A 25969-nucleotide genomic window follows, 5' to 3' on the forward strand; every position below is an offset into this window, starting at 1 on the left:
GAAGTTTGGCATTGGACGGGAGAAGAACATGGAACAACAGGCGATTTGGGCATTAGGCATTTTTTTACTAACCTACGCACTCATTATTTCGGAGAAGGTTCATCGAACCTTGCTGGCGATGTCTGGCGCGGCTCTGATGATCATGCTGGGCATTCTTGATCAAGAGAGCGCGGTACATCATATCGACTTCAACACACTGGGGCTGTTGATCGGAATGATGATTATCGTCAATACAACGGCCGAGACGGGATTGTTCTCCTATATTGGGATCTGGACCGCCAAATTGGCCAAAGGGAATCCTATCACCATTTTGTGGCTTCTTGCGCTCATCACTGCAGTGGGATCGGCTTTTTTAGATAACGTGACAACCATTATCCTGATGGTCCCCGTGGCATTTAGCATCACTCGTCGGTTGAGGGTACATTCCTTCCCTTACCTTTTCTCTATGATTATCGCGACGAATATCGGCGGCACCGCTACATTGATCGGGGATCCTCCCAACATTATGATCGGCAGCGCCGTGAAGGAGCTGACTTTCGTTGCTTTCTTGGAAAATTTGGCGCCGGTCGCCTTAATGATTCTGGCGGTCATTTTGCCGCTCGTGATCCTAATTTTCCGCAAGCAACTGAAGGAAGCCTCGGCCAATCGTCACCGTATGATGGAGATCAGCCTGGAGGGGTTGATCACGGAGAAAAAGCTGCTAGTCAAGTGCCTGATTGCCCTGGGGCTGACTTTGCTCGGATTCTTTCTGCATCAATACACTCACCTAGAAACCGCAACTATCGCACTGGCTGGTGCATCGCTACTGTTGCTTATGACCGGCGAACACGTGATGGAAAGAGCCTTCCGTTCCGTGGAATGGCCAACCATCTTTTTCTTTGTCGGTCTGTTCGTCTTGGTTGGCGGTTTGGTTGACACGGGGATTATCACGCTGGTGGCTGAATGGGTGATGCATTTGACCGGAGGCAACCCGTTGTCCACCTCGATGCTGATCCTGTGGTTGAGCGCTATTGCATCGGCCTTTATCGACAATATCCCGCTGGTCGCGACGATGATTCCGATGATTCAGGATATGGGAAGCTTGGGGATCAGCAATCTGGAGCCGCTTTGGTGGAGCTTGGCCCTGGGAGCTTGCTTGGGCGGTAACGGGACCCTGATCGGCGCCAGCGCTAATTTGATTGCAGCCGGGATGTCCGCGAAGGAGGGGGAACCTATCCGCTTTGTCCAATATTTGAAATATGGGCTTCCATTGATGGTTGTCACCATCCTGATCTCCAGCGTTTATATCTATCTTCGATATTTTATTTAGCAGACAAGCTGTTGCTGTTCCGGGTCTTACCTGGAGGAGCGGCAGCTTTTTTTGTTAAAGCGGCAGTTCCTTGACGAGGGTTTCGCGGATTTGCGAGATCCATTCCTTCGTTTCGCTCGTCAGCTCCGATTTGTCGCCGTAGACAAGGCAGGTTTCGCGGCGTGTCTGAGCCAGCTCGGGAATCGGCACGGTGAGCAAGCCGTTATCCCGCAGCAGTGGCATGCGCAGGTACGATTTAGGCAGCAGGGCAGCCGCTTTGCAAATCGGCAGAAGGCGCACGATCGCTTCAAATGAATCGATCTCCATACGGATGTCGGGCAGGATGCTGTAGCGGCCAAACAAGTCGTCGATCAGCCTGCGGTACCAAGTCCCTTTGGAAAAGACGATCATCGGCCGACCGTTCAAATCGTCCATCACGAGGCGGCGTTTCTGCCCGGCAGCGGCCAGCGCATGCCCCTTGGGCACGACCAGCTCGAGGTGGTCCTTAAATAAAGGCAGGCATTTCAGGCCGGTCTCGTTCACCATAGAGGCGACGACGCCGATATCTACCTTTTTGTCGCGGACGTAAGAGACGATTTCGTGAGTTTTGCCGGTGACGAGCTTCAACTCGATGTCCGGAAACTTCTCCATCAGCGCGGTCACGAGGGGCGGGAGCGTGGTTTGGATCGTCGTCAAACTGGCGCCCAATGTCACGATACGGCGCTCGGCCGCTTTGAAGCGGGATACCGACTGCAGGAAATTCTGATGGCGTTGGCGCTGCTCCAGCGCGTATTGGTAAGCCTCCTGGCCAACCCGGGTGAGCTCGAGCCTCTTTCCTTTGCGATGAAACAGGGAGACCCCCCACTCTTCTTCCAATTTGGCAATTTTCCGTGAGAGGGCCGGCTGGGACAGGTTCAGCAGCTTGGATGCTTTGTTCAAACTGGATTGCTCTACAACGGTGGTGAACACCAGCAGTTCTTCCAGCATGGGGGTGACCTCCTTTTTCTGGGCGAATGACATGATTCGACAGGCACGCATATGTGAATTCGTTATAATGATTAATAAATATATTGCAATTCCATTATAAGATAAAAAGGAGTAACATGAAAAGTGACACAAGTTGTTCACATGTTACTTTTGGTACAAAGGGGTTTTACCGACCGCGGTGTGGTAATTATCATATACAATATCTGCGCCCCGTAAGGTCGATTCTTGAATGAAGAAGTGTAAGTTGAAACGGATGATGGAATGAGAAAGGGGTACACGCACTTATGAAAGGGTTTTATTCCAGAAAACTGCACTCACTGCTGGGCGTCATTCCGCTGGGATTCTTCCTGCTGGAGCACATGATCACCAACTTTTCGGCGGTCGAAGGCGGGAGCGAAGGATTCAAGGAGGCCGTGGCATTCTTAAACAGCCTCCCGCTCGTACTCGTCTTGGAGATCTTCGGGATATGGCTGCCGCTCCTGTATCACGGAGTCTATGGACTGTATATCGCATTTCAGGCGAAGCCAAACAACGGACGGTTCCCGACCGAACGCAACCTGCGTTATTTGCTGCAGCGGATTACCGGTGTCATCGCGTTTGTCTTCGTCATTTGGCATGTAGTGGAAACGCGTGTTCAGGTGGCTCTGGGCAATGTCACGCATGAAGAATTGGGCGGTGTGATGCATGATATCGTCAACAATCCGATTTTCTTCACGCTGTATGTGATCGGGGTTGTGTCTGCGGCATTCCACTTGACGAATGGCTTATGGTCGTTCCTCGTCAGCTGGGGTGTGACGGTGGGTCCACGAGCACAGCGCGTATCCTCTAATATTTGCATGGGCTTGTTCGTTATCGTCGCGGTTATGTTCGTCTGGTCGCTGTTCGCTTTCCGCGGGGCCGAGTTCCAGGCGGAAGGTACGGCATTGCTTGAGACGGCGAAGGCTTGGCTGGCTTAGGTTGATATCTGAAGGTCGAACTCGTTGATGTAACGCTCACAAAACGAAGCGGATGCTTACGAAGCAAGTTTTGTTCGTAGCTACTCGTTGAAGTAATGCTCACAAAACTTTTAGGAGTTGAAATAGAATGGCTAAACAAAGCTTAATCGTCGTTGGCGGCGGCCTGGCCGGCCTGATGGCTACGATCAAATCGGCCGAAGCGGGCGTGCCGGTGCAGCTCTTTTCGCTCGTGCCGGTGAAACGTTCCCACTCGGTGTGCGCGCAAGGCGGCATTAACGGAGCCGTCAATACGAAAGGGGAAGGCGACTCGCCCTGGGAGCATTTTGACGACACGGTATACGGCGGGGACTTCCTGGCTAACCAGCCGCCCGTTAAGGCGATGTGTGAGGCAGCGCCCGGCATTATTCACCTGATGGACCGGATGGGCGTGATGTTCAACCGCACGCCGGAGGGCTTGCTTGATTTCCGCCGGTTTGGCGGGACGAAGCACCATCGTACGGCGTTTGCCGGAGCGACGACCGGACAACAGCTGCTGTATGCATTGGATGAGCAGGTACGCCGCCATGAAGCAGCCGGGCTGGTTACCAAATACGAAAACTGGGAGTTCCTCTCCGTTGTGCTGGACGAAGAAGGCGTCTGCCGCGGGATTACGGCACAGAACCTGCGCTCGATGGAAATCACGACGTTCCCTTCGGATGCCGTGATTTTGGCGTCGGGGGGGCCAGGGATTATTTTCGGCAAAACGACGAACTCGGTCATTAACACAGGGACGGCGGCCAGTGCGGTGTATCAGCAAGGCGTGACGTATGCGAACGGCGAGTTCATCCAAATTCACCCGACGGCCATTCCGGGCGATGACAAGCTACGGCTGATGTCAGAATCGGCGCGCGGCGAAGGCGGACGGATCTGGACCTACAAGGACGGGAAACCTTGGTACTTCCTTGAGGAGAAATACCCGGCTTACGGCAATCTCGTACCGCGGGATATCGCGACACGGGAGATTTTCCACGTATGCGTGGACCAGAAGCTAGGCATTAACGGCGAGAACATGGTCTATCTCGACCTGTCCCACAAGGATCCGAAAGAGCTCGATGTGAAGCTCGGCGGCATTATTGAGATTTATGAGAAATTCATGGGCGACGACCCGCGTAAAATTCCGATGAAAATCTTCCCGGCAGTCCATTATTCGATGGGCGGCATGTGGGTCGATTTCAATCAAATGACAAATATTCCCGGCTTGTTCGCAGCGGGCGAATGTGAATACCAATACCATGGGGCCAACCGGCTTGGCGCCAACTCGCTTGTCTCGGCGATTTACGGCGGGATGGTGGCAGGACCGAAAGCGGTGGAATATCTCCGCGGCTTGAAGAAATCGACCGAAGACCTCAGCCCAGCCGTATTCGAAAGCTCTCGCAAGGCGCAAGAGACGAAATACGAAGGCATCCTGGCGATGAACGGCACGGAAAACGCTTATGTTATCCATAAAGAGCTCGGCGAATGGATGACGGCGAACATGACGGTCGTACGTCATAACGATAGACTGGAAGCGACCATCGGCAAAATCAAGGAATTGAAGGAGCGCTATAAGAACATCAACATCAACGATACGTCTCGCTGGAACAATACAGGAGCGGCGTTTACCCGTCAGTTGTGGAACATGCTGGAGCTGGCCGAGGCCATGACGCTGGGTGCACTGCTGCGCAACGAGAGCCGGGGCGCGCATTACAAACCGGAATTCCCGGATCGGAATGACGAGGAATTCCTCAAGACCACCAAAGCATCTTGGACGCCGGACGGCCCGCAGATTTCGTATGAACCGGTCGACGTCTCTTTGATCCCGCCGCGGATTCGCGACTACTCGAAGGACAAATAGGAGGGGTACCCCATGGCAATGGCGGAAACGGATGTATCGGCCAAAAAATTTACGGCTAAAAAAGTCAAATTCATCATTACGCGCCAGGATGATCCGAACTCGAAATCCTATACGGAAGAGTTCGAGCTCGACTATCGTCCCGGCATGAACGTGATCAGCGCCTTGATGGAAATCCAGCGGAACCCGGTGAATGAGAAAGGCGAGAATACCGCACCGGTCTGCTGGGAGTCCAACTGCCTGGAGGAAGTGTGCGGCGCCTGCTCGATGGTGATCAACGGCAAACCACGCCAGGCTTGCGCAGCCTTGATCGACAACCTGGAGCAGCCGATTCGCGTTGAGCCGATGCGGACGTTCCCGGTCGTGCGCGACCTGGTCATCGACCGCAGCCGGATGTTTAACGCGCTGAAGAAGGTGAAAGCGTGGATTCCGATCGACGGCACGTACGATCTCGGACCAGGCCCGCGGATGCCGGAGAAGAAGCGCCAATGGGCGTATGAGCTGTCCAAGTGCATGACCTGTGGCGTTTGCCTGGAAGCTTGCCCGAACGTTAACGAGAAGACGGACTTTATGGGACCGGCGGCCATTTCCCAAGTGCGCCTGTTCAACGCGCATCCGACCGGCGAGATGAACGCCGATGAACGCCTGGAAGCGCTGATGGAGGAAGGCGGTATCGAAGGCTGCGGCAACTCGCAAAACTGCGTCCGTGCCTGCCCGAAAGGCATCCCGCTGACCACCTCCATCGCTGAAATGAACAAAGCGACCACGAAACATATGTTCAAAACGTGGTTCACTCAGTAACCTAGAGCGATATCGGTAGACCGAAAAACGGTCCACCGTCCATCCGAAAGAATCGGAGACAGACCCCAGAGGGGCTGTCTCTTTTTTTTCGTGCTAGACAGAAAATAGGAGGGAATCAGGGATGTACATTCATATTCATCGAATCGAACATGATCAGGTTTCCGTGAAACTGGCGGAGTTCTCAAGAGAGGGTGTAGATAAGCTGCGTGCGATTGGGGGTGGGAAGTGGGATCCCAACGGGAAGTTCTGGCGGTTTCCTTGCACGGAGGAGAAACTTCGACAATTGGCCGAATGCTTTCCGGAAACGGAGATTACTTTCGATGGACTCACCGTATCTTCAAAAGTAACGGAGGATGAGCAACTCATGCTCACATTGGAACGGAAGCTGATCTCTGCACTCAAGTTAAAAGGATATAGCCTCAAAACGAGTAAAGCATACCGCGGCCATGTCCGGCGATTTTTGCAGAACTTGGCTAGTTATTTGGAGTTGAAAAGTCCAGGAACCCTCAAAGAAGAGGAACTTGAGTCCGCGATTATCGATTCGTCCCGTGCAAAACAGTATGCGTTGCAGCTCCTTGAGCAAGGACATTCCCCAGCCTATGTCAACCAAGCGATCAGTGCTTTGCGTTTTCTGGCCGTCGAGGTGTTCAAGCAACCTTCCGAACAGACGAAATATATCCGACCGAAAAAGGAGAAAAAACTGCCCTATGTCCTATCAGAGCAGGAAGTACTGCGCGTTATCCAAGCGCCAACGAATCTGAAACACCGCACGATGCTGTATCTGGCCTACGCCTCAGGGTTGCGAGTGAGCGAAGTCGTCCGTTTGAGGATTACGGATATCGACCCGGAACGCGGCATCCTTCGAGTCCGGCAAGGAAAAGGCAAAAAAGACAGACACACGTTACTGTCGCAAACGGCATGGGACATGATCAAAAAATATGTGAAAGCCGAGCGACTCTCCACCTCGTTGTGGTTATTTCCGGGGCAGCATCCGGGGAGCCATTTGCATGAGCGTTCCTTGCAAAAAGTATTTAAGGAAGCCCTGCAAACTTCGGGCGTCATGAAGCAGGTCGGCATTCATGTCCTGCGTCATTCTTTTGCTACCCATTTGCTCGAAAACGGCACCGATCTCCGTTATATCCAGGAGCTGCTGGGCCACGCCAACCCTTCCACCACCGAACGCTACACCCACGTCAGCACTAAGAACCTGAACCGAATCCAGAGTCCGCTGGATCGAATTTTGCGTGATGAGAGGGGGGGTAGCAGATTCAAGTAAGCGAACAGATTCGAAAATACAAAATCAAGAAATGGAGGTATAATTAAGGGGGTATGAACGGAGTACGCTAATCACCTGAATGGGGTGAGGTTTGTGACGGGCAGAGATTGAGGAGTTATCTGAAACCCCGGAAGAGGAGAGAAATCCATCAGTTGGTGGTTGGAAGACGCAACCGAAAGAAATAAAAAAGCTCCTTATACCTTCTATATTCCAAGTAAAGAGGTTATTGAGATTTTAAAAACAGGAGATCAAGTCAAGTTATTATTTGCATCTAATGAAATTGATGGAGATTTCGAAGTTGAAAGAATGTGGGTTGAAATATCAGAACGTGATGGAGAACTATTCAGTGGCATCTTAGTCAATACACCAGCTTCTATTAAGAATCTAGAAATGGGTCATAAAATACGTTTTAAGAGAGAACATATCAGTGACACTGAATACAAAGATCCGGAAGAAGAAGCATGGGATTACTACTTTGACAGTAAAGTAGTAGTAAGTAAGGATGTACTTAAGAGAAATGAATATAACTTCATGTTAAGGGATTTTCCTAAGGGTGAAGGAGACACAGGATGGGCATTTTCTAGTGGTTATGAAAATGATGAGTTTTTAAGCAACTCAGAAAACCTCCAAGTTATTTCGTTAGGTGTCATACTAAATATTGATGATTCAATATTAGCAATACTTGATGACCATCCACAATGTGTATATGAGCGCGATCCAGAAACAAATATGTTTCGAAAAATACATGACTTTGATTGGGACTATTATAACGGAACTTAATCTTGTGTAAGTGTGTCAAGGAGTCCGGGGCATCAGATAACAATGTGTTCACGCATCGGCGGACAAGCCGCCTCGGTCCCGGAAGATATGTCGAAGAAGTAATTGCCGGGACACATCCGCACCACCTAACCGCATCGCGGCCGGCTGCTACGCAGCCTTAAGGTGGTGAGACGTCGTGAACACGGAAACGTTAGGCGAAATCTTCGAAAGACATTATTTATATAAAATTCAAAGGAAGAAAGACATGATCTTATTGAAACTTTACCATTATTATGAATTGGATAAAGGACCTTTTAAAAACTTATCTTCCCTGGGTATCAATGAAGCAGAAGAGGTATTGGAAAAACTCAGGAATAGAGGAGACACATTTGCAAGCAAACGATCAAATGATTATTTGAAAATTAGGAGAGACCTAGAGAATCAAGCAAAAACGTTATTTACTAGTAAGGGAGGTAAACCACAAAACGATTACCCGCATTATATGACTTTAGAGGCTTGTGAGTGGATAAGAAATTGGTATAAAGACGGAAGGTACATAGAAATTAACTTAGAAGAGTTTAATAAAGATAGTATTAGTTTTACTTACGGTGATTTATTTCCCACAATGAGATATAAAGATGACCGAGAATATCGAGGACAAGTCTATACCAAGAACGAAATATTTGAATTAGTAAATAAGTACGGATTACCTCAAGAATGGAATAAGGATGGAACGAACGGACCAGAGAGATATATTGAAGTACAAGTATGGGATGATGAAGTAATAAAGAAGTACATATATTAGTAAATCTGTGGGTCGAAGACATCGCCTAACACCGTATTCACGCATCGGGGCTATCGCCCCTGGGTTGTCCAGATGTATAATCATGGAAGAAGCTCAGACAACAAACGACCCAGCCTAAGATAAGAGCTATCTAAGGCTGGGTCGTTTCGTGAATACAAGAACGTTATAGGAAATTCCGGCAAAAGTTATATATAAGGAGAAATTTTAATGAAGATTTTAAATGCAATCTTCAAAAGAGGAAAAATTAAACGATTAAAACAAGAGATTGAATTCCTTAATCCAATTAATACTTATTTGTCTTATGATTATTTGTGGTTCGACTTAAATTGGAGGTTAGTGAGGAGACTTACGTATTATATTGAGAATATGAACAGGAATACTGATGAACTATTATCTGCACTAACTAATGAACCACAAAGCTATTATTTGAACTTAATTGATTACGTTGAAAAGAATATACGGACAATTAATAAATATTTTAAAGATAACAAATCGATAATTACTTTTAAGACTTTTGACTTTGAATTTTTTGAATTCTCCTTCATGTATATTCCAAAGTTAGCGAAGAAACAAAGGGAAGCTTTCACTAATAACAAGTTATCTATAGCTAGATTAAAGGAAATAAATATGCTGTTGTTTTTTTATCATGAAGTACTATTAAGAATTCAAGTAGTTGATTACAGGATTGAAGAATTGAAGAGTATTATATAGATTATTCGACGAAGGCGGGAACATCCTATAACACAGTATTCACGCTGCGGGCCTGGCGGCCCTTGGATCGCCAGAAGTTAAGAAGCCAGGAAGCGGTTCAGGCGATCAACTCCTGCGAGGCTAAGTCTTCGACCCGGGCGCAAGCGCCCTTAAGCCTCTCGGGTTCGTGAATACAAGAACGTTATGTGAAATTCATGCAAACATAAATAAAACCATTACTCTCAAGAGGTGATCTCTATTAGTTTAATATGTTGGCTTGAAAGTTGGTATGAGAGCGAATGTAATGGAGATTGGGAGCATTCCTATGGGGTAAAAATCGGAACAATAGATAACCCAGGGTGGAGTATACAAATTTCATTAATTGAAACTGGTTTAGAATTTAAAGCCTTTAATGCAGTTGAAATTGAAAGAGATGAGGGAAATTGGATTCATTGTAGAGTCCAAGATGGTTGTTTTGAAGGATTTGGAGGACCGAGAAATTTAGAAGAGTTAATAAAAACATTTAAAGAATGGGTTGAAAAGCATTAATGAATCACAGGAATTTGTTAGTAATTCATGTAGGCATGAACATCACATAACACCGTATTCACGCTACGGAGCTGACGCTCCTTGGTTCGCCCGAGGTAATGACAGAGATGTTTAATCAGGCGAACAACCCTGCACCACCTAACCACATCGCGGCCGGCCTGACGGCCTTAAGGTGGTGAGGGTTCGTGAATTCAAAACGTTATATGAAAGAACACAACTGCTAACTTTTGAGGGTGAATTCATGGAAGAGAATATTAAGTCCTTACTATCATCATTAAGCTGGAATTGTCCACAAGATGAACAAGAGATAGCGGTAATGAAAATAATTAATCTCAAAGATAAAATCCCTAATTGCTTGATAACAAATACAAGTAAAGATCAATGGGATAATTGTATGAAGATAATCAATAAATTGGATTACAAAGATCAATTAAAAATGACTCCACAAATGCTATTTCTTCTTAAAGATATGAATTGGCCAGGTGCTCAAGAAGCTTGTAATTTAATGTGTACGATGAATACTGATGATTTAATTCCTTACATTATGCAAGCCCTAGAACAAGCAGATACGGAATGCGATACGATTTGGATTACATGGATAAAAAAATTCTTAGAAAAACTAAATCAGAATGAAATAATTATAACGAATATTGAAATCTTTAAACACGCCGAATGGTGAGAGTTGCACAGGAAGTGTGTTCCTTCATATAACACCGTATTCACGCTGCGGGCCATTCAGCCCTTGGATCGCCAGAAGTTATGAAGCCAGGAAGCGATTCAGGCGATCAACTCCTGCGAGGCTAAGTCTTCGACCCGGCCCTAAAGGGCCTTAAGCCTCTCGGGTTCGTGAATACAACAACGTTAGACGAAATTCACTTAAAACTTTTATTTGGAGGGTCATATCGTGGAAGTATTATTTAAACGTAACCCGGACATTAAGAAAAACGCATATCCGAATTGGAGAAGAAGCAACTATTCAAGTTGGGAATTTAAAACTTACTCAGAGATGTACAAGAAGAGCGGGGATCTGCTCATAGATACTATTGCGGATAATTACAATAATAGAGCTGATGAAGTAATTATTCCGAGTATCTTTTTATATCGCCATGCAACTGAATTGATTCTAAAAGCTATCTTGTTAACACATTATTTAATGGATAGAAGTATGTCTAGAGAGAAGATACAAGATAAACTTCAAGGGCATAGCTTATTTACTTTGTGGAATAAAGTTGAAAATATTATTCCTGAGTATTTGAAAGAAGCAATTAAAAAGGACAAAAGCCCATTACAATTAATGAAAGCAGCTGTTATGGAATTGCATGAGATAGATTCAACTTCAATGATGTTTAGATATCCTTTTGATAAAGAGTACAAAGAAGCGCAATTAATAGGTGACGAAGAACATAATTATGGGATTGATTACATAGCACTAAAACAACAATTTAATGAAGTATACAATTATATAGAAGGCGTTTTCTATACGTTATTTAATAGGTACGAGAATTTAGAGACAATTCCTATTTTGTAAGCTTATTCATTGAAGAAGTGAATTTCGTCTAACAATGTATTCACGCTACGTAGCCTGAAGGCTCCTTGGATTGCCAGATAGTAGGAAGCAAGGAAGAGGACTCAGGCAATCAACCACTGCGAGGCTAAGTCCTGACGGACCCAGTCGCATTTGCTCCTTTAAGCCTCTCGGGTTCGTGAATACGAGAACGTTAGACGAAATTAACGAGATTTAAACATTAGAAAGACTTATATAAACCCGAACAATCGTTCTTCATTTTACTGGTATATCATGGTAGAATAGTAAAAGACAATTGAATCTTGGGTGGGCATAGTATCCCTTCGAGAGGAGGTGATACTATGGAAGTAAAAGATGCAATAACGATTATGTTCCTTTTCGGAATGTTTATCCTTGCTCTTTTAACATACATCAGTAATAACAACAAGAGAAAGTAAGAACCCACCCCAAGGTTAGCGCCAAAGGTGGGTTCTTATTCCTTTTCGACTGTAGAAGGGATAATCCCATCCAAGCCAATTGTTTTGCCGAGTGTTTGCCGCACTCGGCTTCTTTAAAAATATGATAACACAATTGGAAAAAGAAGTGAACAAATAGAGATAAGTAAAACATTTTAAAAAAAATAAGGACCTGTTAAAGGAATCAAAGGAATTTTGTGAGTAATTCGAAGAAGCGTTAACTTCGTCTAACACAGTATTCACGCATCGGGGCATTCGCCCCTCGGTCCGCAGATGCATTTTCAAGTAGTTGAATCTGCGGACACATCCATTCCCCTAAGATAAGAGCTATCTAAGGGGAATGGACGTCGCGAATACGGAAACGTTATGTGAAATCATCGAAAGGAATGAAGTATCAAAATGAAGACTGAAGTCCTAACCTCAATAATTGGTATAGGGGGAACAATATTAGGATTCTTCTTAAGTGAGGTGTCTACATATTTCAAAAGAAATAAAGACGAGAAAGAAAGATTTATAATGGCCAACTACACCCAGAGACAGAACTCTTATGCCATAATGTATAAAGCTTTAATACAATATCAAAATTACTTTAGAAAGTTTGTTGAATATGGTAATGAATTTGTTGAGCATGAAGAACCAGAGAAATTTGGACCTTTATCTGAACTAGAGAAGTTTACACATACCTTCGAAGAAAATGAAATATGGTTACACGATAAGACAATTGAAGAATTAAGAGAAGTGCTATCCATTTCGTCACCTGCAATCAATGTTGCTCTCCTTGTTGCAGGAGGAGATGAAATGTGGATATCTCAAGTTGAGAAGATATCTACCTCAATAATTAAAAAAATTGAAGAAGTCAAAGACCATATCAAAAGTATAACTGGTATGAAACTAATTGATAATTATCAAAGTAAGCATGCTTTAACGAACAACATGAATGTTGTTTCAAGAAGTCGATGACTTCACATAGCACAGTATTCACGCATCGGGGCTATCGCCCCTCGGTTGTCCAGATGTATTATCATGGAAGAAGCTCAGACAACAAACGCCCCAGCCTAAGATAAGAGCTATCTAAGGCTGGGGCGTTTCGTGAATACAACAACGTTAAGTGAAATCGGGGATATGTATTAATAAAAACATGTAAGACAAATGAAGATTCAAAAGGGACGTGAAGATTTTGAATTACATAAGACAAATAAGAGAGTTAGTAGGAACACATCCTATAATTATGGCAGGAGCATGTGTGATTCTTATAGACGGTGAAGGTCGATTATTATTACAACAAAGAACAGATAATGGTTTGTGGGGATTACCGGGAGGTTCAATGGAACCTGGGGAAGAAATGAAAGAAGTTGCAAAACGGGAACTTTTTGAAGAGGAACGTTATAGGAAATTCCCGCAAAACATATTCAAACACAAAACACGAACAAACATTCTATTAACGAGTTGTTATTTGTGGTAGAATAAGGAAGTACAATTGAATCTTGGGTGGGCATGGTTTCCCTTCGAAAGGAGGTGAAGCCATGGAGGTTAAAGATGCATTGACAATAATGTTCCTATTCGGAACGTTTATCCTTGCCCTCTTAACATACATTAATTCCAACAACAAGAGAAAATAAAAACCCACCCCAAGGTTGACGGCCGAAGGTGGGTTTTGTTCCTTAAATGACTTAGAGGGGAATAAACCATCCAAGCCAATTGTATAGCCGAGTGTTGACGCACTCGGTTTTCTTATAACGATCATAACATATACTGAATTGACTGAAAACCAAGAAAATGGAATGTATAAAAACTTTGTATAAAAACCTGTGTGAAGTAAATTGAATGAGATATCGAAGAGGGCCGAAACATCCTATAACATCGTATTCACACGGCGAGACCTGACGGTCCCTTGGTCTGCAAGAGGATTTTCGAGGAAGCGAACTCAGCAGACAGCCCTGCATTGGCTAAGTCCGTCGGACCCGCGCTTGCCCGCTTAAGCCAGTGAGGGTTCGTGAATACAAAAACGTTAGCTGTAATTCGGTTAACCATTTTTTGGGGGGAGAAAATGAAAGAAACAAGGATTTATAAGCAAATAGATAACTGCTCTATTAGTGCAGATATCTATTACCAAGGCACTGATACTCCTGTAATATTATATATTCATAGCGGCGCTTTAATTTTTGGGACAAGAGAATGGTTACTGACTGCACAAATTGAGTATTTAACAAATGCAGGGTTTAGTTTGGTTAATATTGATTATCGCCTAGCACCTGAAACTAAATTTGAAATAATTATTGAAGATATTAGAGATGCAATTGAATGGGTAAGAACTAAAGCTATTGAATGGTATGATTTTGACATTGATAATATTGCAGTTATGGGGAGTTCAGCAGGTGGGTACCTGAGTTTATTGACTGGTACAATGGACTATAAACCAAAAGCTATTATTTCATTTTATGGATACGGTGATATTCTAGGCACATGGTACACAGAACCAAGTGAGTATTACTGCAAGAAACCGATGATAAGTAGAAGTAAGGCAATAGAGAACATAGGTTTTGAGGAAACAACAGATGGTAAATGGGATAGGATTGACTTTTATTGTTATTGTCGACAACAAGGTGTTTGGGTTCAAGAAGTAACTAAAATGGATCCTAACTACGATTTGAATAAATTAATGCAATATAATCCAATAAATAATATTTCAAATGATTACCCACCTACATTATTTCTACACGGTGACCAAGATACAGATGTTCCATATGAACAATCTGTAAAAATGTATGAGAAGCTCAAAGGAATAGGAATCGAGACAAAATTAATAACAATTGAAGGCGCAGATCATGTTTTCGATCATGATTTTGAAGATCCCAAGGTTCAAGGAGCGTTTATAGAAGTTGTAGATTTCTTAAAAACACATTTATGCAAGTGATTCGAATTAGAACCAAACTTCAGCTAACACCGTATTCACGCAGCGCGGCTATCGCCCCGTGGTTGTCAGATGTATAATCGTGGAAGAAGCTCAGACAACATACGACCCAGCCTAAGATAAGAGCTATCTAAGGCTGGGTCGTTTCGTGAATACAAAAACGTTATGCGAAATTACTGTATAGATTTGAAAGTAGGTGATTCATAGATGTTTGATAAAACACGATACCCTATTGGTCAATTTGACCCGGCACTCATATTCTTTGAAGAGGACAGGGATAAGTTCATTAATCAAATCTTATTAATTATACCTAAGCTTCGAAACCTAATATCACACTTAACGATCGACCAACTCCAAACGCCATATCGGGATGGTGGTTGGTCAATTCAGCAAATTATCCACCATATGGCCGATAATGATATGAATGCTTATTTAAGATTTAAAAGGGCATTAACAGAAATAGAACCTGCGGCTTCATCATATCGAGAAGAACTATGGGGAGATCTTCATGATTATTTTGAAACTGATATTGAAATCTCTTTATTGCTTCTAGAATCACTCCACAAACGTTTTTACATACTACTCCACAAGTTAGACTCAGGTCAGTTCTCGAGGACACTCAGAACTCAAGCATTAGGGTTAATTAATTTGGACACTGCTCTACAAAGATTTATTTGGCACAATCACCACCACATATCTCAGATTGAATCATTAATTATTAGAAAAGCGTGGTAAACAGAGATATTGTAGGTATTTCAAAGATGACAGTAACTTCGCATAACAATGTGTTCACGCATCGGCGGACAAGACGCCTCGGTCCCGGAAGATAAGTCGAGGTAGTGATTGCCGGGACACATCCGCATCACCTAATTGCGTCGCGGCCGCTCACTATCGTTCGCTTAAGGTGGTGGGTCGTCAACACGGAAACGTTAGGCGAAATTCCTGCAAGTGAGAGGAGGGGAACCATGAAGTTATACCACTTCAGTGATAATCCCGATATACAAAGATTTGAACCAAGAATGATTTATGAGGAGACGGAAGCAAAGGTCTGGGCAATAGATGAGTTTCATGCTCCACATTATTTCTTTCCTCGGGAGTGTCCGAGGGTATGTGTCTGGCCTGAAGAGTATACAACAGAAGCGGATCTAAACCTCTTTTTTTGTATGTCAACAACACAAAGAATAATTGCTATAGAGTCTGCGTGGTATGATCAAGTCAGTAATGGACATATATACCGATATAGTTTTAACCCTGATGATTTCGTGTTACATGAGCCTAATGCAGGATACTACATAAGTTCAGTTTCAGTTGTACCTAGTAATGTTGAACGAATTGATGACTTAATAGGATCAATCACAGATCTTGGAATAGAGTTTAGAGTAACCCCTTCACTAAAACCTCTTAAAGACTTAGTATTAAAATCTTCTTTAAACTACTCCATGATAAGACTAAGAAATGCAGTGATGTAGCTAACTCAGAGATGGCAGGAACATCGCCTAACACCGCATTCACGCTGCGGATCGCTGTCGTGCCCCTTGGTCCGCACCGAGGATTTTCGGGGAAGTGGAGCCAGACGGACAACCCTGCACTGCCTAACCGCGTCGCGGCCGGTTCTATGGACCTTAAGGCGATAAGGCGTCGTGAACACATGAACGTTATCTGCAATTCGAGCACGGCCTCACAGACCTAAGTCCCATTAATAACTTTTTTAAGGAGACATTAAACCATGTCCATTAATGTATCAGGAATTATCTTTAGTTCCTTAACTTCAATTGTAATTCTTTTTCAAATTGCTTTAGCGTTAGGGGCGCCTTGGGGGAGGTTTGCGATGGGAGGAAAGTACCCTGGGAGGTTCCCTATCTCTATGCGAGTAATTGCATTATTTCAAGCTGTCGTGCTTGCATTCCTCGGACTTATTGTTCTAAGTAAATCGGAACTTGCCGTAAATCAATGGTATGAATTCTCTCTTTCAGCGGTTTGGTTTGTGGTTGCTTTCTCCGTATTGTCTTCTATTATGAATCTGATCAGTAGAAGTAAAGGAGAGAGAGCTATATGGGCTCCAGTTGCTATTGTAATGGTTATTACAAGTCTGATTGTCGCGTTGGGTTAGTATTAATTATGATTAAAGAGATGAGGATCGTTTGATGACCTACAAATCAATTTTAATAGATCAAATAACTGCATGTTATAACGATAAGAGTTGGTTTATTCCACTTGCAGATATACTGGCAGATTTGACAGTGAGCGAAGCAGTTACTGAGAATGAGAATAAACAATCCATATGTTCAATAGTGAATCATATTATTTACTGGAATGAGAGATGGCTTGAGCGATTTAAGGCTGGAGAATTTGTATCAAATAATACTATTAATAATGATGAAACATTTTCTTTAACTCCAGATCAATTTGAAGATTTAGGTTGGAATGAAACATTAATTAGACTTGAGAAAGTATTTAGTAATTGGAGAACTGTTTTAGAAGAAACGGATGAATCAAAACTTACAAGACAAATTCCAGAATATTATAATGCTCAATGGTGGGGAGTTGTTTCTAATTTGAGTATTCATAATGCATATCATATTGGACAAATCATGTTATTAAAGAAACTAATTCGAGTTAAATAAATTTCTTAAGTTATTTGCAGATGTGGTTCCTTCGGATAACACTATATTCACGTATAGGGCCATTCGGCCCTCGGTCCGGACCGGAGCTCGATGCATTTCGATGAGGCATTTCAGTATACGATGAAGCGGAATCAGCCGGATACATCCGCACCGACTAACTGCGCAAGCGCAGCCGGCCAACGGGCTTAAGTCGGTGGGACGTCGTGAACACGGAACCGTTTCAGTCGAAATTCAAGCAAGATTGGAGAGATTTAATGCCACTAAACGACAATCAATTATTAGAGATATTAAGGAATCAAAATGATTTTGAAGTTCTTGATGTAAGAAGGACAGAAAATATTACTCGAGATCGGGCATCACTGAGTAAAATCGATGTACACACAAGAGACAATAGGATTGTTCCATTATTAGAGAAAAATACGATATCTATGTCTGTTCCATATGAGAATATTATTTACAAGTACTACTCCAGCAAGAATGTTTCTATTCCAAAGGTTTTTTACAATGAATATGATCAAGTTGGACATGAAGGTATATTGTTGATGGAAGATTTAACACCGACACATCGTAATATTGCTGATTGGGAGCCCCCTATTGATACTAATAAAATAAAAACCATTATTGATGTAATCTCACAATTTCATGCGGTCTCTTGGGGAAGGGGAGAACTAGCTGTCCCCAAGCATTTGCAGAGTGTAGAGGAATATTTAATACATATTGGTTATTTGGAAAGAGATTATATTCATTTTAGAAAAACTCAAATCTATAACCTTGGAGATGATCAATTTGAAATATATGAGGAAAGTCTACAGAGGTTACGCGAGAACGCTCAAAAACACATTGAACGTATAACTAATAATCAACATACTTCATTTATCCATGGTGACCTGAATGTATGCAATATGTTGTATCCGTTAATAGGTAATGCAAGGCCGTACATAATTGACCTTGAAGCAGTAAGGGTTGGGCTTTGTACAGAAGACTTGGTTATGTTATTTATTCATGATTTATTTCATGGTGGGGAAGAGACCTTACATATTTTTCAGATTTATTACCGTTCAATTTGCACTAAGATTTCCTGTGAATATACTTACGATCAATTCTTGGAGGATATAAGAATATCAATAATGGAAGGGATCTTTTTTCCACTTAAGCTTTTTGTTCATAATGGTGTAAAGGATGAAGAACTGGTATTGAAATCAATAAATGCATATAAAACTTTTATTGGGATAACTTGAGGAAGTGCTTGAGCATTGCCTAATACAGTATTCACGCTTTGGTGCTATCGCCCCTCGGTTTTCCAGATGTATAATCATGGAAGAAGCTCCGACAACAAACGACCCAGCCTAAGATAGGAGCTATCTAAGGCTGGGTCGTTTCGTAAATACGAGAACGTTAGGTGAAATCATTGGGAGTAAGAACATAACATTCCATTCTTTTAGGGAGGACAAAATGTCAATCAAGAAGGACAAAAATCTTTCTCAAAAACTAACCGGTCATGAACAGGTGATGAAATTTCTTGAGAACCTCGAACATCCATTAAAGCCTGAAATCGAGTATGTAAGAAGAATCATTTTGGAATCTAATGATCAGTTATCCGAACACATCAAATGGAATGCTCCAAGCTTTTATATTCATGACGATCGAATAACTTTTAATTTACATGGTAAAAACGGTTTTAGGTTGATTTTTCATTGTGGTTCGAAAGCTACAGAATACGCTAACGGTAAACCAATCTTTGAGGACTCCTCAAATCTATTAGAATGGTTGGCTGGGGATAGATCGACAATTCGATTCAGTTCAATGGAACAAATAGAAACCAATAAAGAACGTCTAAAACAAGTAGTAAATAAATGGATTGAAGCGACCAAAGAGTTTTAGTATGTATCATATTGAGGTCAATGACTTCAGCTAACAATGTGTTCACGCATCAGCGGACAAGCCGCCTCGGTCCCGGAAAGATAAATCGAGGAAGAGGTTGCCGGGACACATCTGCACCGATTAACTGCGCGAGCGCAGCCGCCCTACGGGCTTAAGTCGGTGGGACGGGTGGATACAGTAACGTAAGACGGAAGCCCCGAAGGGCAAGTAGAATATCTCAATTCAAGGTCGGTGAATTTCATGAAAAACACTAAATTCAAGTTCTCTTTAATCTTTATTATTTTAGGTATTAGTATTATCACAATATCTAAGATCGTTGAAGAAATAATCCCCAAAATAGGTTTTGCAGCATATCAATCTGCTGCCGCTGGTTCATTTTCTCCCGAGAATTATCATGTAAATTTAACACTAAATTATTGGATAGGAGCATTATGTATTCTGGGTGGAATTATTTACTTGATAAAGATCTCAGATTTATTAAAGAAAAAACTCGAAGAAATTAAATTGAGAAATAAGCAATTTGAAGAGAAATTTATAAATAATCAACAGGATTAAACCTAAGAAACTGAAAGGAGTGATAAGCAATAAAAGCATATAAAAGAAGTGGAATGGTCCTCTTGGTTATTTTAGTGTTATTCATGTTTTGGAATTCATATAGCGCCTCAACTATGGAAGCAGTTACCATACAGAAGGTAAGTGAAAATAACATAACTGTTGTTAATTTAAATAACCGAGTGAGAACAATAATATTAGCGGTCGATATATCTAATCTGCTAGAAGTGAATAAAGAATATATCATATCATATGAAAAAAAACTCTTTGATAAACATAGACTAAAATACATATCATCACAAATACCATAAGAAACAATATCAAATGTAAGTAAATACGCAATGTTTCGTGGGCGGGGACATCTTTTTAACATTGCATTCACGCTAAGTCTGACGACCCGTTCGCTATGCTCACTTAAGGTTCTTGGATCCGCGAACACACAATGGAATATAAACCGCCCTCATGCTTTTAAAGGAGAGATAATTCTCAATGAAGATTAGGTTAGCCTCTCTCAATGACGTTGAAGGAATTGCTAAAGTGCATTTAGAAAGTTGGAATACTACATATAAGAATATTATTTCTGATTCCTATTTATCCAATCTAACTTTAGAAGGAAGAATTAGAAATTGGACTTGGGTTTTTAACAATTCAAATAATGGCGATGTCATTATTGTAATAGAAGATGAAAACAATCAAATTGTTGGATTTTTATGTGGGGGGAAGAGCCGAGAAACAAATTTAGAATATGATGCCGAATTATATGCGATTTATCTTTTGGAAGATGCCCAAGTAAAGGATATGGTAAGTTGCTTGTTAATAGGTTTATTGAAGAATTAAAGTTAACGAATTATCATTCTATGATGCTTTGGGTTCTAAAGGAAAATCCCGCAGTTAATTTCTATAAAAAGCTTGGTGGAAAATATATCACTGAGAAAGAAATTCAAATTGGTGAAGATCGCTTAATTGAAATAGCTCTTGGTTGGAAAGATATATAAGGCGTTGCTGCAGTGTTATCACCCCCCGGTTGTCAGATGTATAATCATGGAAGAAGCTCAGACAACAAGCGACCCAGCCTAAGATAAGAGCTATCTGAGGCTGGGGCGTTTCGTGAATGCAAAAACGTTGTAGGAAATTCCATCGAACTATATACAAGCATAAAACACGAACGAATATTCTGTTAGTGACTGGGTATATATGGTAGAATGGGTGGGTCGTAAGCTTGGCTTCTCATATATTGTGCGATGTAATGACTGGAGGTTGGCAGTCGGGGAAATCGAATAATAACTTGGCTTATCCTAGCGGGTAAAACTAAAGGCATTGAAACTCAGATGTAGCCAGATATAAAGATGAAAGGAACCTAATATGAAAAGAATAATTGAGATTCTTCTATATACATTGAAGCCGGGATCTGGTGCCGAATTTCATAGAATCATGAAAGAGATAAGTGTTCCGTTGCATAATAAAATGGGGATAGACATTGTTGCGTACGGCAACTCTCTTCACGATCCAGATGCGTACTTTTTGATACGGTCTTTTGAAAGCCTGGAACAACTGAATTCAACCCTAGATTCATTCTACAAAAGTGAGGCGTGGAGAAATGGACCGCGAACAGACATTATCGAACGGATAAGTACAAGTTTAAAATCAGTAGTTTCACTTCACCCTGAAGCAATCGATGAACTCAAACGGTCGGGTTTGTAGGATACCAGTTCATCACGCTTCAGGCGTTCAGCCCTTTTGGGGATGAATTTACAGTAGCAGGGAATGAAAGGAGACTTTCATGGAACTTCTTGAAATCAATCAAAATCTAAGAGAAACAAGAAACGAATTACTGGGAATACTTAAGAGGTTGACTAAAGATGAATTAAACCAACGGAAAGATTCATTGAGCTGGAGTATAGGTCAGATCGGTCAACACTTATTTAAGACAGAAGAAGTTTATGTGGCGGCTATTAAGCGAGGATTAAAGAATAATGAAAGTTCTATCACAGAAAGTAAACCATTAGATTTTCTACTTAATAGAAGCAAAAAATGGGTAGCCCCTGATATTGTTAATCCAACTGATGATATTTTTGAAGCTGATGAACTTATTGAAAAACTAAATCAATCAAGACGGAAGTTAGAGGAAACATTGAATACTATGGAAGATCAAACCGAGCTAAGCAGAAGACATTTTGTACATCCAGTCTTTAAAGATATGTTATTAATTGATTGGGTAAGATCGCTGTACCTGCATGAACAAAGACATATTAGACAAATAGAAGAAATAATAAATGAGTCGAAGTGAGTTATTCGAAGAAGGTGGATACATCCTAGATCACCATATTCACACATCGTGCTGCCGCATTCGCCCCATTGGTTGTTCAGATGTATAATCATGGAAGAAGCTTAGACAACAAATGACCCAGCCTAGGATAGAGCTATCTAAGGCTGGGTCGTTTTGCAAATACAAGTACGTTATGAATATCTTGGAAAAACTAAATAAAAAGGCCCGAACAAACTACGAGAAAGGAAGAATCACATGGCATCCATAAACCAAGAACCAATTGTAAGATCTGAAATGCTTATTCGAAAACCAGTCGATAAGGTATTTGAAGCCTTTATTAACCCAGAGATCACAACGAAATTTTGGTTCACTAAAAGTAGTGATCGGTTAGAAATTGGAAAGCGAATACTTTGGGAATGGGAAATGTATGGGGTCTCAGATGAAATCCACGTGATAGATATCGAGAAAAACAAACGTATTCATGTGGAATCGTTGGATGGAACTAATATTGAATGGCACTTTACCCCAAGAAATAATGATGAGACATTGGTTTCTATTGAAAACTACGGATTCGCAGGAAATGCTGATGAGGTTTTAAACCAATGTATTGACTCAATGGGAGGATTTACGATAGTGCTGTGTGGACTAAAAGCTTTCTTAGAGCATAAAATCGTACTTAATCTAGTCATGGATAAAGCCCCTGATGCCCATGTAAACCAATAGGCGCCTAAAATAAATTTCCAAAAGGAAAAACGACATGAGTGATTTAAAACTTGTAAAACCCCATCAAAATCTTAAGGATGAGTACCTGTCTTTTTATCAAGAATGGAAAGAGTCTGGCGAAGAGATGGTGCCTTGGGTCATAAGTAGAGATCCCAGTAGTTTTGAAGCAATGCTTGAATTTCTGGAGGATCATGAGAAGGGCGACGGGTTACCGCAGGGATGGGTTTCAGACTCAACGTTTTGGTTGATTGATGATAAAAATCGGGTGTTGGGTGCTGTAAATATAAGACACGAGTTGTCTGAGTTTTTGTTTAACGCGGGTGGCCATATCGGATATGGAATTCGGCCATCAGAACGAGGTAAAGGATATGCCTCGGTTTTATTGAGGCTTTCACTAGTTGAAGCGAAGAAACTTGGGATAGAGGATGTTTTAGTTGTTTGTGATGCCTGGAATATCGCATCAGAACGAACCATTCTTAAGAACGGGGGAAGAGCGGATGTCGACTACATTGAAGAAGATGGCAATGTAATAAGAAGATATTGGATCAAGAATTCTTAAGAATACTCGATAGAAAGGGGTTCGGACCCCTTAAGGCAGTGTGGGGGCGTGGAAGAAGCCCAGACGAGGGAGACTACAATGAAGAAAATACGAAGTAAAACAGGCAGATCAACGGGATATGTCATCCTACTTATCGCAATCATTACTACTATCGTGTGTTGGGATGAACTCGGGAGTTTGGTAAGGACAGGAAACTATGACAATCCGGATCATATGGTGGAAACCATAATGGCCAAATCAGCGACTCCAGGAGTGGCTATGGTCGTATCAGAGCGGGGCAAGACCGAATTTCAAAATTTCGGCTATGCAGATGTTAATCATAAGAAGAGGGTAACTGAAGAGTCATTATTTGAATTGGGATCAACGACAAAGGCATTTACGGCTTTGGCCATTATTTTATTAGAAAATGAGGGCTATCTCTCTTTCTCCGACCCTATTACAGATTATATTCCTTGGTTTGAACCAACCCTTAAAGGGGAGAAAGTGAATATTACGATTTCTCAGTTGCTCGCCCATACCAGTGGAATTCCGCCGTGGAGTATTCGGTTAATTCCAGAAGGCACTACAGGGGATTTGCTTGAAAAGACCATACATACTATTTCAGACATTGCATTAGATACATATCCTGGGACAGCCTATCATTATGCTACCGTGAATTATGATATTTTAGCGATGATTATTGAAAAAGTTACAGGCAAACGTTATCAGGATTACATCACTGAAAGCATATTGGTTCCTTTAGGGATGACGGATAGTTATTATTCAACAGGGCAGGAAAAGGAATCTGATCAACTTACCAAAGGATATCGCGTGTTTTTTGGAAGAAGCTTAGAATATGATGCTCCTAGATATTATGGGAATATCGCTGCAGGATATTTGGTCACGAATTCAAAAGATTTGGAACGCTGGTTGAATGCCCAAATGGGGATCGGCGATATCCCAAATCATCTATTGAATGCGATACAACAATCTCATCAAGTCGACATCAAAACTGCTGGATACATAGATGAAAATCAATACTATTCATTCGGATGGAGCGTTGATACGAAAAATAGAGTTGTTAGTCATATTGGAGCTAATCCGAATTATTCCTCAAAGGTTATTATAGATTTAGATAAGCAGCAGGCCATATTTGTTTTGGCAAATCTGAATTCAACGGCACCCTCGCTTATTGCTAATAATATATATGAAAATATGAATGGAAATCCGATGAGAAAATTTATGTATGATGACGAGTATTTATTAATTGATTTGGTATTTTCATTCTTAGCCATAATCGCAGTCGTTATCTTATGTCTTCAAGTCATTAAACTCTCTAGAGGAATCAAGCTAGATCTTCATGATGAAAAGACAAGGTTCAGAATAAAAACAACATGCAGTATCGCACTAATCTTAAAATTTATGCTTTTGGTATTGGTCATGATCTGGCCTTATCTAATAAACCATGATTATTTCGTGATAGGGGTGTGGATGTCACATTCCATATTGATTTGGATGGGACTTGCTGCGCTCAATTGCATTTTATCGATAATAATGAATATTAAAACCCTTCATGACCTAAAAGCTTCGCGGTCGCGGCCGTTGATCGTTTAAAGCCGTGAGAGTTCGTGAAGCAATACTATTTTATTCTGATAAGGTGAATTAGATAGTGCAACAAAACGGGATATGGGATACAATTCCAGTTAAGACAATGATTTGACGTCAGACGCACACGGTGACAAGGAGATGAAGTTATGAAATTTCTGCTCACATCTGCAGGTATTAAAAACAAGCGTATACACGATACGTTGATTAACTTGTTGGGCAAACCGATTTCTGAATCTAGCGCCCTCTGCATTACTACTGGGTTGTACGCCATACCCGGAGGTGCAGGGAAAGCATGGCAGTTCTTCAGCGGACAATCTACCACACCAATGTGCGAACTGGGCTGGAAGTCAATGGGCGTGCTTGAGCTCACCGCGTTGCCTAGCATCGATAAAGAGCGTTGGGTTCCTATGGTCCAGGAGACTGACGTTCTACTAGTGAATGGCGGTGACCCCTTGTATCTCTGTTACTGGATGCGGCAATCCGGGTTGGCAGACCTATTGCCGTCGCTGCGTGCAGTTTATGTGGGGCTGAGTGCCGGGAGCATGGTGATGGCACCGAACATTGGTGAATATTTCGTTGGCTGGATTCCACCCGGTGGTGGCGATGACACGCTGAGACTGGTCGATTTTTCAATCTTTCCGCACCTGGACCACGAGATGCTGCCTGATAACACGATGGCTGCAGCAGAGAGATGGGCAGCCGGGATGAAGGGGCCGGCGTATGCGATTGATGACGAGACCGCCATCAAAGTGGTCGACGGAGCGGTCGAAGTTGTCTCCGAAGGGCATTGGAAACTGTTTGGCTCCTAGCCTAAGATAAGAGCAATCTAGGGCTGGGTCGTTTCGGGAATACAGGAAAAGTGAGGTACTCGGATGAGTTATAAATCTATTCTCATCGACCAATTA

Annotated in this window: 31 protein-coding genes; 30 read left to right on the forward strand and 1 reads right to left on the reverse strand. The window is 42.3% G+C overall.

Going from position 1 to position 25969, the window contains the following annotated elements:
- Window positions 1–28: 28 nt before the first annotated feature.
- Window positions 29–1309: an ArsB/NhaD family transporter gene (locus KJS42_RS14730; RefSeq protein WP_213623286.1), complete on the forward strand. Its 1281-nt coding sequence runs from the start codon at window positions 29–31 to the stop codon at window positions 1307–1309.
- 54 nt (window positions 1310–1363) lie between these two features.
- Here the strand turns inward: KJS42_RS14730 and KJS42_RS14735 are convergent, their stop codons facing one another.
- Window positions 1364–2275, reverse strand: a complete 912-nt coding sequence (locus KJS42_RS14735) for a LysR family transcriptional regulator (RefSeq protein ID WP_213623287.1) — start codon at window positions 2273–2275, stop codon at window positions 1364–1366.
- Between the two features lie 284 nt (window positions 2276–2559).
- Between KJS42_RS14735 and KJS42_RS14740 the strand changes: the two genes are divergently transcribed.
- The 29 genes from KJS42_RS14740 (at window position 2560) to KJS42_RS14870 (ending at window position 25873) form a co-directional block, all read left to right on the forward strand.
- Window positions 2560–3231 (forward strand): succinate dehydrogenase cytochrome b558 subunit, encoded by a 672-nt coding sequence (locus KJS42_RS14740; RefSeq protein ID WP_213623288.1) that lies wholly within the window; start codon window positions 2560–2562, stop codon window positions 3229–3231.
- A gap of 127 nt (window positions 3232–3358) precedes the next feature.
- A complete protein-coding gene (gene sdhA / locus KJS42_RS14745; protein ID WP_213623289.1) occupies window positions 3359–5104 on the forward strand; it encodes a succinate dehydrogenase flavoprotein subunit in 1746 nt (581 codons plus the stop codon).
- Between the two features lie 12 nt (window positions 5105–5116).
- Window positions 5117–5902 carry a succinate dehydrogenase iron-sulfur subunit gene (gene sdhB, locus KJS42_RS14750; RefSeq protein WP_193417395.1) on the forward strand — a complete coding sequence of 262 codons (786 nt, stop codon included), beginning with the start codon at window positions 5117–5119 and terminating at the stop codon, window positions 5900–5902.
- Window positions 5903–6023: 121 nt separating this feature from the next.
- On the forward strand, window positions 6024–7178 hold the full coding sequence (locus KJS42_RS14755) for a tyrosine-type recombinase/integrase (RefSeq protein ID WP_244868493.1): 1155 nt from the start codon (window positions 6024–6026) through the stop codon (window positions 7176–7178).
- A 147-nt stretch (window positions 7179–7325) separates the two neighbouring features.
- A complete protein-coding gene (locus KJS42_RS14760) occupies window positions 7326–7958 on the forward strand; it encodes an immunity protein Imm33 domain-containing protein (protein ID WP_213623389.1) in 633 nt (210 codons plus the stop codon).
- A 175-nt stretch (window positions 7959–8133) separates the two neighbouring features.
- Entirely contained in the window at window positions 8134–8742 is a 609-nt protein-coding gene (locus tag KJS42_RS14765; RefSeq protein WP_306433137.1) for a hypothetical protein, read from the forward strand.
- Between the two features lie 207 nt (window positions 8743–8949).
- On the forward strand, window positions 8950–9453 hold the full coding sequence (locus KJS42_RS14770) for a hypothetical protein (RefSeq protein ID WP_213623290.1): 504 nt from the start codon (window positions 8950–8952) through the stop codon (window positions 9451–9453).
- A 228-nt stretch (window positions 9454–9681) separates the two neighbouring features.
- On the forward strand, window positions 9682–9981 hold the full coding sequence (locus tag KJS42_RS14775) for an immunity 53 family protein (protein ID WP_244868494.1): 300 nt from the start codon (window positions 9682–9684) through the stop codon (window positions 9979–9981).
- Window positions 9982–10222: 241 nt separating this feature from the next.
- On the forward strand, window positions 10223–10660 hold the full coding sequence (locus KJS42_RS14780) for a hypothetical protein (RefSeq protein ID WP_213623291.1): 438 nt from the start codon (window positions 10223–10225) through the stop codon (window positions 10658–10660).
- Between the two features lie 225 nt (window positions 10661–10885).
- Complete coding sequence (locus tag KJS42_RS14785) at window positions 10886–11509, forward strand: hypothetical protein (protein WP_193417407.1); 624 nt, start codon at window positions 10886–10888, stop codon at window positions 11507–11509.
- 338 nt (window positions 11510–11847) lie between these two features.
- Window positions 11848–11943: a competence inhibitor ComI gene (gene comI, locus KJS42_RS23175; RefSeq protein ID WP_239483764.1), complete on the forward strand. Its 96-nt coding sequence runs from the start codon at window positions 11848–11850 to the stop codon at window positions 11941–11943.
- 417 nt (window positions 11944–12360) lie between these two features.
- Window positions 12361–12921: a hypothetical protein gene (locus KJS42_RS14790; protein WP_213623292.1), complete on the forward strand. Its 561-nt coding sequence runs from the start codon at window positions 12361–12363 to the stop codon at window positions 12919–12921.
- Between the two features lie 217 nt (window positions 12922–13138).
- Window positions 13139–13423: an NUDIX domain-containing protein gene (locus KJS42_RS14795; RefSeq protein WP_418888773.1), complete on the forward strand. Its 285-nt coding sequence runs from the start codon at window positions 13139–13141 to the stop codon at window positions 13421–13423.
- 61 nt (window positions 13424–13484) lie between these two features.
- Window positions 13485–13580 (forward strand): competence inhibitor ComI, encoded by a 96-nt coding sequence (gene comI, locus KJS42_RS23180; protein ID WP_229752580.1) that lies wholly within the window; start codon window positions 13485–13487, stop codon window positions 13578–13580.
- A 428-nt stretch (window positions 13581–14008) separates the two neighbouring features.
- Window positions 14009–14875 (forward strand): alpha/beta hydrolase, encoded by an 867-nt coding sequence (locus KJS42_RS14800; protein WP_213623293.1) that lies wholly within the window; start codon window positions 14009–14011, stop codon window positions 14873–14875.
- A gap of 204 nt (window positions 14876–15079) precedes the next feature.
- Window positions 15080–15607, forward strand: a complete 528-nt coding sequence (locus tag KJS42_RS14805) for a YfiT family bacillithiol transferase (RefSeq protein WP_213623294.1) — start codon at window positions 15080–15082, stop codon at window positions 15605–15607.
- A 230-nt stretch (window positions 15608–15837) separates the two neighbouring features.
- Window positions 15838–16341, forward strand: a complete 504-nt coding sequence (locus KJS42_RS14810; RefSeq protein WP_193417410.1) for a DUF6886 family protein — start codon at window positions 15838–15840, stop codon at window positions 16339–16341.
- 257 nt (window positions 16342–16598) lie between these two features.
- The gene (locus KJS42_RS14815; RefSeq protein ID WP_155606214.1) at window positions 16599–16982 is read left to right on the forward strand and encodes a hypothetical protein; all 384 of its coding nucleotides are present in this window, start codon (window positions 16599–16601) and stop codon (window positions 16980–16982) included.
- Between the two features lie 34 nt (window positions 16983–17016).
- Window positions 17017–17496 (forward strand): DinB family protein, encoded by a 480-nt coding sequence (locus tag KJS42_RS14820; protein ID WP_193417412.1) that lies wholly within the window; start codon window positions 17017–17019, stop codon window positions 17494–17496.
- A 203-nt stretch (window positions 17497–17699) separates the two neighbouring features.
- Window positions 17700–18734, forward strand: coding sequence for a phosphotransferase (locus KJS42_RS14825; RefSeq protein ID WP_213623295.1), 1035 nt, complete (start codon window positions 17700–17702; stop codon window positions 18732–18734).
- A gap of 214 nt (window positions 18735–18948) precedes the next feature.
- On the forward strand, window positions 18949–19377 hold the full coding sequence (locus KJS42_RS14830; RefSeq protein ID WP_193417414.1) for a DUF1801 domain-containing protein: 429 nt from the start codon (window positions 18949–18951) through the stop codon (window positions 19375–19377).
- 240 nt (window positions 19378–19617) lie between these two features.
- Entirely contained in the window at window positions 19618–19932 is a 315-nt protein-coding gene (locus tag KJS42_RS14835) for a hypothetical protein (RefSeq protein WP_213623296.1), read from the forward strand.
- Window positions 19933–20418: 486 nt separating this feature from the next.
- The gene (locus KJS42_RS14840) at window positions 20419–20766 is read left to right on the forward strand and encodes a GNAT family N-acetyltransferase (RefSeq protein WP_244868495.1); all 348 of its coding nucleotides are present in this window, start codon (window positions 20419–20421) and stop codon (window positions 20764–20766) included.
- On the forward strand, window positions 20736–20924 hold the full coding sequence (locus KJS42_RS23185; protein WP_244868496.1) for a GNAT family N-acetyltransferase: 189 nt from the start codon (window positions 20736–20738) through the stop codon (window positions 20922–20924). Before KJS42_RS14840 ends, KJS42_RS23185 begins: the two co-directional genes overlap by 31 nt.
- Before the next feature lie 785 nt (window positions 20925–21709).
- Entirely contained in the window at window positions 21710–22216 is a 507-nt protein-coding gene (locus KJS42_RS14850) for a DinB family protein (protein ID WP_193417416.1), read from the forward strand.
- Window positions 22217–22450: 234 nt separating this feature from the next.
- On the forward strand, window positions 22451–22918 hold the full coding sequence (locus tag KJS42_RS14855) for an SRPBCC family protein (RefSeq protein ID WP_213623297.1): 468 nt from the start codon (window positions 22451–22453) through the stop codon (window positions 22916–22918).
- A gap of 34 nt (window positions 22919–22952) precedes the next feature.
- Window positions 22953–23477: a GNAT family N-acetyltransferase gene (locus tag KJS42_RS14860; RefSeq protein WP_213623298.1), complete on the forward strand. Its 525-nt coding sequence runs from the start codon at window positions 22953–22955 to the stop codon at window positions 23475–23477.
- Window positions 23478–23555: 78 nt separating this feature from the next.
- A complete protein-coding gene (locus KJS42_RS14865; protein WP_213623299.1) occupies window positions 23556–25070 on the forward strand; it encodes a serine hydrolase domain-containing protein in 1515 nt (504 codons plus the stop codon).
- A 140-nt stretch (window positions 25071–25210) separates the two neighbouring features.
- Window positions 25211–25873 (forward strand): Type 1 glutamine amidotransferase-like domain-containing protein, encoded by a 663-nt coding sequence (locus KJS42_RS14870; RefSeq protein ID WP_213623300.1) that lies wholly within the window; start codon window positions 25211–25213, stop codon window positions 25871–25873.
- Window positions 25874–25969: the final 96 nt, after the last annotated feature.

Source organism: Paenibacillus sp. J53TS2 (assembly GCF_018403305.1).
Classification (GTDB): Bacteria; Bacillota; Bacilli; order Paenibacillales; family Paenibacillaceae; genus Fontibacillus; species Fontibacillus rhizolycopersici.